This window comes from Nocardia puris (assembly GCF_003315035.1).
Lineage (GTDB): Bacteria > Actinomycetota > Actinomycetes > Mycobacteriales > Mycobacteriaceae > Nocardia > Nocardia puris.
Genome location: NZ_QNRE01000038.1, coordinates 1 through 9,822, shown reverse-complemented (window position 1 = coordinate 9,822; position 9,822 = coordinate 1). Strand labels below are relative to the sequence as shown.

General features: G+C 61.7%; 12 protein-coding genes. 4 read left to right on the top strand and 8 right to left on the bottom strand.

The features are described 5' to 3' along the window. Window positions 1-151: 151 nt before the first annotated feature. From DFR74_RS36480 to DFR74_RS34895, 5 genes are all read right to left on the bottom strand, one after another. Window positions 152-541 (bottom strand): hypothetical protein, encoded by a 390-nt coding sequence (locus tag DFR74_RS36480; RefSeq protein WP_170160861.1) that lies wholly within the window; start codon window positions 539-541, stop codon window positions 152-154. A 115-nt stretch (window positions 542-656) separates the two neighbouring features. Further along, on the bottom strand, window positions 657-917 hold the full coding sequence (locus tag DFR74_RS35745; protein ID WP_147266045.1) for a hypothetical protein: 261 nt from the start codon (window positions 915-917) through the stop codon (window positions 657-659). Between the two features lie 194 nt (window positions 918-1,111). Next, a complete protein-coding gene (locus DFR74_RS34905) occupies window positions 1,112-2,560 on the bottom strand; it encodes a DUF6119 family protein (protein WP_170160860.1) in 1,449 nt (482 codons plus the stop codon). Window positions 2,561-2,812: 252 nt separating this feature from the next. Continuing rightward, complete coding sequence (locus DFR74_RS34900; RefSeq protein WP_113975430.1) at window positions 2,813-3,706, bottom strand: IS3 family transposase; 894 nt, start codon at window positions 3,704-3,706, stop codon at window positions 2,813-2,815. Next, complete coding sequence (locus tag DFR74_RS34895; protein ID WP_040723173.1) at window positions 3,703-4,008, bottom strand: transposase; 306 nt, start codon at window positions 4,006-4,008, stop codon at window positions 3,703-3,705. The genes DFR74_RS34900 and DFR74_RS34895 overlap by 4 nt, the downstream gene beginning before the upstream one ends. Before the next feature lie 358 nt (window positions 4,009-4,366). Between DFR74_RS34895 and DFR74_RS34890 the strand changes: the two genes are divergently transcribed. After that, window positions 4,367-4,708 carry a histone-like nucleoid-structuring protein Lsr2 gene (locus tag DFR74_RS34890; RefSeq protein ID WP_067514711.1) on the top strand — a complete coding sequence of 114 codons (342 nt, stop codon included), beginning with the start codon at window positions 4,367-4,369 and terminating at the stop codon, window positions 4,706-4,708. Window positions 4,709-4,787: 79 nt separating this feature from the next. Here the strand turns inward: DFR74_RS34890 and DFR74_RS34885 are convergent, their stop codons facing one another. Next, window positions 4,788-5,174, bottom strand: a complete 387-nt coding sequence (locus DFR74_RS34885) for a hypothetical protein (RefSeq protein WP_067514713.1) — start codon at window positions 5,172-5,174, stop codon at window positions 4,788-4,790. A gap of 624 nt (window positions 5,175-5,798) precedes the next feature. Between DFR74_RS34885 and DFR74_RS36475 the strand changes: the two genes are divergently transcribed. Both DFR74_RS36475 and DFR74_RS34875 read left to right on the top strand, forming a co-directional pair. Continuing rightward, window positions 5,799-6,656 (top strand): PASTA domain-containing protein, encoded by an 858-nt coding sequence (locus DFR74_RS36475; RefSeq protein WP_170160859.1) that lies wholly within the window; start codon window positions 5,799-5,801, stop codon window positions 6,654-6,656. A 293-nt stretch (window positions 6,657-6,949) separates the two neighbouring features. Further along, the gene (locus DFR74_RS34875; RefSeq protein ID WP_067514717.1) at window positions 6,950-7,501 is read left to right on the top strand and encodes a hypothetical protein; all 552 of its coding nucleotides are present in this window, start codon (window positions 6,950-6,952) and stop codon (window positions 7,499-7,501) included. Between the two features lie 33 nt (window positions 7,502-7,534). Here DFR74_RS34875 and DFR74_RS34870 read toward each other — a convergent pair whose 3' ends face one another. After that, window positions 7,535-7,810 (bottom strand): helix-turn-helix domain-containing protein, encoded by a 276-nt coding sequence (locus DFR74_RS34870; RefSeq protein ID WP_067514719.1) that lies wholly within the window; start codon window positions 7,808-7,810, stop codon window positions 7,535-7,537. A gap of 332 nt (window positions 7,811-8,142) precedes the next feature. Here DFR74_RS34870 and DFR74_RS34865 point away from each other — a divergent pair, with 332 nt between their 5' ends. Continuing rightward, a complete protein-coding gene (locus DFR74_RS34865) occupies window positions 8,143-9,285 on the top strand; it encodes a hypothetical protein (RefSeq protein WP_067514721.1) in 1,143 nt (380 codons plus the stop codon). Here DFR74_RS34865 and DFR74_RS35740 read toward each other — a convergent pair. Next, complete coding sequence (locus DFR74_RS35740) at window positions 9,282-9,656, bottom strand: hypothetical protein (protein WP_147266043.1); 375 nt, start codon at window positions 9,654-9,656, stop codon at window positions 9,282-9,284. The genes DFR74_RS34865 and DFR74_RS35740 overlap by 4 nt on opposite strands. Window positions 9,657-9,822 lie beyond the last annotated feature (166 nt).

The following is a 9,822-nucleotide window of genomic DNA, read 5'->3' as shown; positions in this document are numbered from 1 at the left end:
AACAGGAGGACACCACCCCCGCAGAACTCACCGCCTGACCGAACAACCGATCACGCGGTGACCAACTCCGTTACACCACACCCCAGGACTTGACCCGAATTTATCCACGTCGCGCGTATGTGGCACGCATAATCGATGGCAAGGTTCAATCCTATTCGCGAGCATCGCCTGTAGTGACCTTGTCTGACATGCGGCGATGTAGTTCGGGCATTGTCTGAAGAGTTGCGATGAGCGCCTCGCCTGTTGGCTCGGCCACCTCTCGAAATAAGACAAGCTCGTCGCATGACTCATCGGTATATACGCCGATTCCCCATCCGGATTGTTCCCGCCGGTTGTCGGTGAGCGGGCCGAGGCGATCGGTGACGAGAACTGTCCGACCAATAGTTGCTTCTACGACGAGTGCATAGCAGCCACCGCCGGTATCGCAGAGTCTAGCCGAGAACCCGCGCTTGGACAGTAGTTCTTCTACGTCCCGGTACTTGACATCAATTGGTGAAACTTGGCTTCTGCATCCTTGCATACTATCTTGAATCTGTTGCATATCTTTATCTGTTCATCCCACTACATCAGATATAACTCCGCCGGCTAGGAAATGCAAGGTTGGATCGATGTAGTTTATTCATCGTCGACGTTGGAGTGCGCTGAGGTTTGCGTACTCAAGCGTCGGGCTGAAGGGTGATGCCCAGGTGGCTGGCCTCCTTCTGGTGCCAGCGTTCATGCCGAGCGAGCTGCGCGCTCATGGCGGCTCGTTCAACTTCATCGTCATCGAGCTTCGACGCGATCTGATCGAATCCTGTTCGAACTTCCTCTCGCAGGTCGTCAATGTCTGACGCTAGGGATTTTTCCATAGAATCAAGTCGGGTATCGATGTGACTGTATAGTTTCGCGAATTGCCGCTCGAATTCCTTCTTGTCCATATGCATTCTATTGTATGAACAATCGCAATAGAATGCAACGCTTCCTAGTGCGCGAGACAAATGGGGATGTTTGGGTGCGTTCGCCACTGCAGTCGTGCATTCGGTGGACGCTGCGTGCGCAGGCGGGCGGTAGGGATCCGCATCGTCGTCGCACCAGTCAAACCGGGTCCGCCGGACCTGAAAGAGCGCAAGGCTTACCTCCGCTTGGGGAATGGCGACGTCCGGCGGCTGACCTTCTTGCTGATCTTGATTACGGGCGTGATGCCCAAGTCGGTACAAAGCCGTGCCCATGCCTCAATCTTCTGCTTGAGGATGATCGAGTTTGTATCGGCGATGTTCTTGGGTGCAGTCTGCGCTTCGTATCCTAGCCACAGGCAGTAGCGCTGGAACTGGGGTATCCGCTTCACGCCGGCCTTATTCGAAAGCAGGTGTAGCAGATTCGAAGCTTGGTCGCATACGTAACCCAGTTTCTGGGCGGTACCGAACTTCAGAGCGTAAACGGTATCGCCGCGTTGGAGATCCCATGCCTCGATCGAGGTCGAGGACTTCGTTTTGAAGATACTGAAATCCTTGTCGGCATTTATGTAGCCCGCGTCTCGGACGGCCTGTGAAGCGTTGAATCCGGTCTCAGTCATAGAAATCGACTTGAACGAGCTTTCAGTCTCTTCTGTGTCGATTCCGCGCACGACTTCGTCCAGGTAGTCGAGATAGTCCTGGTTGAATTGCATCCACTTGCCGCCGGTGAGAACGACACGTTGAGCATCGACAGTAAAGTCGAGCGATTCCTTCAGTTTTTCAGTCCGGTATGAGCCGTCGTCGCCGATATGCGTGACGTTGATTCGAAGTATCTGGTCGTCAGTCAGGTTATGCTCATTAATGTAGGTGCGCAGCTCCTCTATCGAGGGAGAATCCAGCGTTACTGACGGCTTTCGCGGCGCCTTGATCGAGATGTCGCCGCTTCCTCCAAAGATGAACTCAACGCCGGAGAGCTCAAAGCTATCGCTTGCGAACGCGGTTGTGCTGCCGGGCGACCGAATACCGTCCACCAGTATCCGGTCGAAACGCTCGACCTCCGCAGGCTCTTTGATGACGAGCGTCCGAGGAACCCGGAATCGCTCCGGCTTCCTCATCTCCACGCTCAGCGAACTGAGAAAATGTCCGACATCAAAAACTGTCAACTTGGGAGACAGCTGGGCTGAGGTTCCAAACTTGCCTGACCGGCCGAACAGCGCCTGATAGTCGGGCATGATCTTAGCCTGCACGAAGTCGACCGATTCTCCGCCCTGCACGCTTAGTCGCGAGTTGGCGGCGTAGCTTCGTATTTCCTTTCTCCGAATTCCCTGGAAGCGTTTCGACGCAGTCTGTGTCACGTCGCCTTCGTTCGCAATCCGCTTGGCAACATCAATCCCGAAGTCGTAGTCGCAGAACGGTCTCACGAAAAAATGCGCACTACCGTGGGTTATTGCATAGCACGTCTCGTCCGACTGGAGCATGTACACGCCTGAGAGCCCTGGAGCTGTTGGCACGTCATCTCCGAGGAGCGGGCGATAGAACAAGGTCCACGGGACAGGTTTGTGTGGAACCTTGTGCAGCCACAGCTCGGTGCGCCACCCATCCGCGTTGTCTCGGTGGGCGACCGACATCCTCAACGTCTCCATGTGCCCGCGTAGCAAACCTGCCTCTGTCGGTGGTATCCGAAAGATGTTCAGCCTCATGCCAGTCCCGCCTCACCCCAGAAAACACGCATATGGCCGACAGCGGCACCCCCGTCGACAGCTACCGAAGCTAGCACCAACTCTCCGGCCTGTCACCACCTAAAATAGCTGTCACCTATGGCAACATCTTCTGGTCAGCGAACTGAGACCTGAGGTTCCCCCGCTAATCAGGAGAGCGGATTATCTGGTTCCAGCGGGAACCTGATGATGGTAGCTGGCTTCGTATTCGTCGGGTGATCGCCAGCCAAGCTTCTTCTGGATCCGTTGGGTGTTGTACCAGCCGTCGATGTAGGCGAACAAGGCGTTCTCGGCGTCTTCCCTTGTCCGCCAACTGTTTCGATATACCAACTCGGTCTTCAGGGTGGAGAAGAAATTCTCCATGGGCGCGTTGTCGTAGCTGCCACCGACCGACCCCATCGACTGCGCTATCCCGTTGTCGGCCAACCGGTTAGCGAAGCGGATCGCCGTGTAGGTCGACCCGCGGTCGGAATGATGAACCAGCTGCCCGTCACGAACATCGCGGGTCCAGACCGCGTACTCGAGAGCACCGAGGACCAGCTCGGTGTCACATCGGTCCGAGCACTTCCAGCCCACGATCCGATTCGAGAACGCGTCCCGGACCGCGGCCAGCCAGAACACGCCCTCGCCGCAGACGATGCGGGTGGCATCGGCAACCCACAACCGGTCCGGCTCGCCAGCCGTGAAGTCGCGGTTGACCAGGTCCGGGGCTGGGGTGGCACGCCGATCCTGCCGGGTCGAACCCACCCGCCACTTCTTACGCAGGAACGCGCCCTGCAAACCCGCATCCCGCATCAACCGCTCGACGCGTTTGCGGCCGACCGAGAAACCACGCCGGGCCAGCATCGCGTGAACCCGCGGCGACCCGTAAGTCCCGCCGGAGCTGGTATGGATATCGACGATCTCGGCCAGCAGCTCTTGGTCGGCCAAACGTCGCTGAGACGGCGTCTGCGCCTGCCGCAACCAGCCGTAATAGGTCGAGGACGCGATCCCCAGAACCCGTAATACGAGCTCGACCGGGTGCTGCGGGTGTTCGCTGACGAACGCCACGATCACCGCCGGGTCTGGCCGAGCTCCGAGGCGAAATACGCACTCGCATCACGTAATACGGCGTTGACTCGCTCCAGCTCCGCGACCCGCTTCTTCAGGGCCCGGTTCTCGGCCAGCATGTCGGTCGTCGGCTTGTCGTCTCGCTCGCCGGCATCGGCCTCGGCTTGGCGGATCCACAGCCGCAATGCTTCGTGATGCACACCGAGCTGGGCGGCCAGTTTCCGTATCGTCGGCTTCGGATCGGACTCCCGATACAGCCGTACTGCCCGCGCCTTCAACTCGTCCGGGTACTTCTTCGGTGCTGCCACGAATGACTCCTTCCGGTCCTATCGGACCACAGTCAGAGCCCTCCGAGAAAGCGGGGGAACCTCAGACCCGAGATAGTAGGGTCCGAGTTACCGCACCGCGTCGGCCGACCCCGAGGCGGGAGCTATTGGTAGTTTCTCCGTATTGTCTGCTCGGACTTTTGGTGCTGCCAGGCAAACGATAAGCCCTGGCGAACGTATCGGCGCGCTGCCTCTCGCGCATGACCGACACGTGCGAGCCCAGGTACGCAACGCGCTACGCGTAGTGCATAACAAGAGCGGACGCCACAATGATCCGATTGGGAAGTGCAGAGCGCCCGGGTCTACTGTGGGGGCACCATTCGAAGACGGAGGGAAGAGCATGGCGCGCAAGGTCATTGTCGAGCTGGTCGACGACTTCGACGGCACGTCGAAGGCTGAGGAGACGGTGTCGTTCTCCTTGGATGGGGTCCTGTACGAGATCGACCTGTCCGCCAAGAACGCGCGCAAGCTGCGGGACAGCCTGGAGAAGTGGATTCCCCACGCCCGCAAGGCTGGTCGCGTCAAGAAGGGAACTGTCACTGTGACGGCGGCGCGTACCGCGGCGGATCGTGAGCAGACCCAGGCGATTCGGGACTGGGCGCGTCAAAACGGGTTCGAGGTATCGAGCCGCGGCCGGGTTTCGTCCGAGATTGTCGAGGCGTACAAGAAGGCCACCGCGTAGGTCCAGCTGCGGGGTGGTGTCGCGGCAGCGGAGCGGCTCGACCCTGGGGTCTTCCTTGGCCCTGCCGCGACGTTCCGGCTCACTCCCCAGGGATGTCCTCGCGGAGGCTGATCCCCACGAAGGTCACCAGTACCGCCAGATACTCCAGCGACTCGTTGAAGTGACGGGCCAACAGCTTCCGGGTTAGCCGTTCGGTCTCGATTGTGTCGCCGCTGATCCGGGCGGTGATCAATTCCAGTGACCATCGCTGGAGTTGGGACAGCCGGCTTGCTGCCATCAGGTGGAGCGTCCCTGGGTCGGCCTGGGCCAGCTGGTCGATCCAGTAGAACGCCATCTGGACGAGTTCATCACCGCTGATCGAATCGTCGAGGGCCACGCGGGCCAACGTGGCGCCGACACTGGCCGGGTTTTCAATCGCCTCGTCGAGGATGACGCGGGCGTGACCGCGCCAGGGTTCCTCGGTCATGTTCGTTCCCCCTTGCTGGTTGGTGATCGTCCGACCGGGGTAGTTGTGCAGTCCCGGCTTTTGGGGGGAACCGCTTGGCCGCAGTCGAACTGGCGCCCGCCGTTCATCGTCGTTCGGCGCCGGACCATCGGCATCGACCCGCCACCCTGTGTGTCGATGCCGCCTGCCACTGTACCGATGGGGCGCGAGTTGTTTTGGGCTGCACGGCGGTTGGGCGGACTCTTGGTGGTATCGATCGCGAACGTCGCAGGGATGCCGGCCGCGTACAAACTGCCTGGCCGGGTGGGGATTCTGTGTCGTTGTCGTGTCCCCGGGATCCGGATGAATGCCTGCTACAGTTCGCCAGTGTTTGGTGCGATTCTCGGGCGGCCGAGTGGATCGGTTGACGCGATCCCGCTGTGGCGGTTGTGGCTGCTGGCCGTCTTCGTGGGCGGGTTCGGCTGCGGTCGGTTCTGGCGCCGCGGGGCCGGCCGATCCGCGGTTCTGCCGACTGCCACGATCCAGACGGTGCGGGTTACGCACTTTGCACGGATCCGCCGAAAGGCGGGGCAACCAAGGATCTCCAGGCGAACTCGTCACAGCGGGAATCGTGTTGCTCGGGCGCGCTATTGGGGTCCTGTAGGAATGCTCGCAGCCGCCGCGGTGCTGGCGACTGGCTGCGAAGCCCTGACCGAACTCGACAGGGATGCCAACGCCACGATGCCCAACGTTGTTGGGATGCAGCTGGACGAGGCCCGCAAGACACTTGGACGACTCGATCTCGATGTCCAGGTGCAGGACGATACGGGCGCGAACAGGAATGTGTGGGTGGACAGCAACTGGACGGTCACTCGACAGGAGATTCCCACTGACACCCCGCTTGGCACCACAACCGACGTGACGATCGGCGTGGTGAAACACGGTGAGACCCCGCAGACCCCGGAGCCGCAGCCGACTTCGGCAGCGCCGCCATCGGCTGCACCTCCAGCCGAGCCGGCACCCCAGCCTCCACCGTCCACACCTTCCCCGCTGCGGAACGCGTGCCTTCTGCTCGATGCGTCGGCGCTCCAGGCTGCGCAGATGTCACCGCAGCTGCAAGACGCGCGGACAGCGTGGCGGACGAGCGCGAACGACGTGGACACGCATGCGTGCGCCAATGACCTCGACGAAGTCACCATCCACGTCGACGTGCATCCGGAACCGCAGTCGGCGCGAAGCGACGCTGACTATGCGACCCAGATATCCGACGATCCGTACAACCCGTTCAAGAGCGGCGTGCGGCTGCCGTTCGACGGCTCCCGAGGAGGCGCGAAGCTCATCTCGACGGAACTTGGGATCTCCCGCGTGAGTTGGTCGAATGGGGTGCACTCGGTGCTGCTGGAGATCAACTCGGATCCGGAAGTACCCGGTTTGCCGTCCCGCCATCCGTTCGACACCCTCAACCGGCTCATCGACCAGATCGTTGAGCATGCCGACAGCCTGATCGCCAGCGGCCGTTGGTAGCGACTGACATCGAAACGACGATGGCAGGGGACCGCACGGGGTGCGGGCCCGGGCCGGTCGTCACCGTCGGAACGGCAGCCGCACAGGGGAACGACATACCTCCTTTCGGCGTAGTGGAAGGTTCGTCGTGTGCGTCGTCGAACCGGGCCTCCAGGCCGCATTGAAATACGGCGCCGGGCGAAAATTCCGTGCGATCCGGGGGAGTGCTGCAAAGCTGCCGGACCGCCCGCAGCGAGCGAGTCGGATGGGTACGCTTGGCCGCGAGATCGCTGCGGTGGGCCTGAAGGAGCGGGATGAGTGCGAACCCGGAAAAGCACCTGATCGGCAACAGACAGGGTGACCGCGTGTCGTTGTTCTTCGACGGCCGCGTCAAGGTCTGGTCAACAACTCATCTGTGGACGATCGTCGGTCGGGAGGCGCACAACGCGCTGGGTGAGACCGTCCATATTGGCGTCGGCGACCGGTTGGATGTGGCGGGACCAACGGGCAAGCAGCACAAGCCCGACATCCTGATACCGACGGAGCCTGAGCGCGGCCGCGAGGAAGCGGCCACGATCTGCGCCGACAACGGAACGTTCGTCCAGTTCTTCCACGACGGCAGCATCTCGGTCGGCAACGACGGCAGGGAGTTTGGGCGCTTGCTCAATGCCGGCCGAGAGTTCAACCCGACCCGCGGACACAACGGAGTCGGCGGATCGGTGATGATCTTGTTCGAAGGCAGCTACCGGCCGCGGCAACTTCGGACCTCTGCCTACCCGCTGCTGGCGATTCCCGAGGCGGAACCGCCTCGCCCGTTCCGCCTCTACAAGGACGAGTTCGCCCTGCCCGCACCAGGCTTCGAGTAGCTGGCCTCTGTCCGGCCGCCGGGACGCAGCAGGCTAGTCCGCGGTGGACTCCGGCACCGGCAGCCCGCTCACCAACAGCCCAGCGTCGATCTCCAGCCCGTCCGCGATCTTGATGAGGGTCTCCAGCCGCAGGCTGCGCTGCCCCCGTTCGACCTTGCCGAGCTGTGTCCAGTGGACACCGCACTTCACGGCCGCGGCTTCCTGGCTGAGGCCGATCGTCAACCGCCGGTCACGAACCCGCGCACCGAACTCACGCGTCGTCGCGTTGAGCGGAGGCTTGGCGTCGTCGGGCGAGGTGTGGTTGGGCATGGTTCCCCAACTTCATACGGCCCGTGCACAAACGGCCAGAGCGGTACGTACCCAACCGTATTGACCCCAAGCGTTTTGTACCTTATGTTCAGGGTTTGCACGGCCGGAAACGGCCGGTTTCGCCCCGAAACGGGCCGCTACACGGCCCGCTGGCGGGCGAACGGGCGGCACGGGAGGAGGTGGCCCCATGAGCGGCGGCAACGGCTAGTCGGCGGCGCCTGGGCAACCCCGGGCCAAGACACGGCAAACGGCGGGTATCCGATGGGTACCCGCCGTTTTGGTGCGTCTATGCCAAACTGCTATGACTTGGTACAATGGGGGCAACAAAGCTTATGGACGACACGCTGCACCGACTCATCCGAACCAAGAAGATCCTCGCCGGTCTGGTGCTGTTCATGGTGGGCGCGTCGCTCATGACCTTCGGCCAGATTATCCCGACAGTGCGAGAGTTGGGATGGCTGGCGATCGTGCCGTGGAACGAGCTGGGCGTGCTCCTGGTCGGCGCCGGCCTGCTTGGTATTTGGCTCGACAGCTACTTCGAGCGCGAGAAGCAAGCGGCCGACGACGAACGGTTGGATCGGATGCTGACCAAGCATGCGCCCACGATCAAGGACGCGGTGCTCAAGGGATTTGCCTTCGAGGACAAGGACTTGCGCCGCGTTGCCACGCCTGAACTGCTCGACGACATCATCACCAACAGCCTGGCCATGCGCCTGGGCAACCGGGAGTTCGCCCGCGAGCTGTACACCGACATCCGCGACCAGGCCGTCCGCTCGGTCGAACGCTGGCACGACGTCAAAATATCTGTCCGCTTAAGCATGCTTAAGCGAAGCGCCGAAGGCGCTTCGCCCACCACCGCAGCCGACCCGTCGAGGCTGGTTGTCACCATCCGGCACGAACACACCACGGTGCCGTCCAGCAACGTGCGCCGCTTCGTTTCACTGTCGGACATCGACGAATACCGCGATCTCACGCAAGATCCCGCCTCGACGTTCGCCTGGTACTACCGGCCCGGCAATGGCGTCGACGCCGGCACCACGGAGGCCTTCGAACTGGTGCAGTTCACGGTCGATGGCGACGAACGTCCGATCCGGCGTACCGCCCGCAAGGGTGCCCAGACCTACAGCGTCAACCTCGGCATCCCCGAGGATGAGCGCGACCAGGAGCGGACTATCTCGTACACCTACCGGCTCGTGCCCGCGGCGCACAACAGGCTGCTGCACTTCGACATTGACCAACCATCCCGCGGCGTCGACATCGAGCTCGACTACAGCGACACCGACATTGCCTACGTCAACATGATCGACTTCATCGCGAGCAGCCAGAAGAGCACGGCGATACGAAGCCCAGACACGGTGCCCGGCAAGATGATCGGGCTCCAGTTCGACGGCTGGGTCATGCCGCGGAGCGGGGTGGCGTTTGTGTGGGTGATGAAGGATGAGCTTGACGCTGGTGGCGATACTCGGTTGGTCTAGAGGATGGCGTCGATACTTTCGGCTACAGCCCCAAGGACACGCTCACGGCCGTACATGTCGTGGCGGGTGGCAGCTTCGGTGGGTATCGCCGCAGCGTGCCCGGATTCACCGGCGTAGAGCTGAAATTGAGCCGAACGCTTCGGATGGGGCAACATACCTCGCTCCAGTATTTCACTACCCATCGGGAAATGTTGGAGCCCTGCACCCAGGTTCGGCGAGCAGCGCGGAACCGTATTAATGACTTCGATATGCGGGTGATCTTCCACGACACGTTCCCCGGGCGAACATGGTGGTGCGTGTGGGACAGCTACGACGGCGGCAATGCGGTGGAGAAAATTGCTGTTGATTTCACGCCACCGCGCGAGCTGCATCGATTTCTACCTTATGCGGAGCATACGGTGGTTGGGTTTGAGTGGGAGTGGTAGTGGGCTCCATCCCGACTGGTTGCGTCCGGCAGGGTGGTGTATCAGCCGGATCGTCCGGTGTGACCGGCGTGTCGTAGCCGGAAAGGAGATGGCCACCGCGTGATCCTTCAAG

Excerpts from the sequence above, each read along its gene's own strand:
- DFR74_RS36480 (WP_170160861.1), bottom strand. The coding sequence starts at position 541 with ATGCAACAGATTCAAGATAGTATGCAAGGATGCAGAAGCCAAGTTTCA.
- DFR74_RS35745 (WP_147266045.1), bottom strand. The coding sequence starts at position 917 with ATGGACAAGAAGGAATTCGAGCGGCAATTCGCGAAACTATACAGTCAC.
- DFR74_RS34905 (WP_170160860.1), bottom strand. The coding sequence starts at position 2,560 with ATGTCGGTCGCCCACCGAGACAACGCGGATGGGTGGCGCACCGAGCTG.
- DFR74_RS34890 (WP_067514711.1), top strand. The coding sequence starts at position 4,367 with ATGGCGCGCAAGGTCATTGTCGAGCTGGTCGACGACTTCGACGGCACG.
- DFR74_RS34885 (WP_067514713.1), bottom strand. The coding sequence starts at position 5,174 with ATGACCGAGGAACCCTGGCGCGGTCACGCCCGCGTCATCCTCGACGAG.
- DFR74_RS36475 (WP_170160859.1), top strand. The coding sequence starts at position 5,799 with ATGCTCGCAGCCGCCGCGGTGCTGGCGACTGGCTGCGAAGCCCTGACC.
- DFR74_RS34875 (WP_067514717.1), top strand. The coding sequence starts at position 6,950 with ATGAGTGCGAACCCGGAAAAGCACCTGATCGGCAACAGACAGGGTGAC.
- DFR74_RS34870 (WP_067514719.1), bottom strand. The coding sequence starts at position 7,810 with ATGCCCAACCACACCTCGCCCGACGACGCCAAGCCTCCGCTCAACGCG.
- DFR74_RS34865 (WP_067514721.1), top strand. The coding sequence starts at position 8,143 with ATGGACGACACGCTGCACCGACTCATCCGAACCAAGAAGATCCTCGCC.
- DFR74_RS35740 (WP_147266043.1), bottom strand. The coding sequence starts at position 9,656 with ATGCAGCTCGCGCGGTGGCGTGAAATCAACAGCAATTTTCTCCACCGC.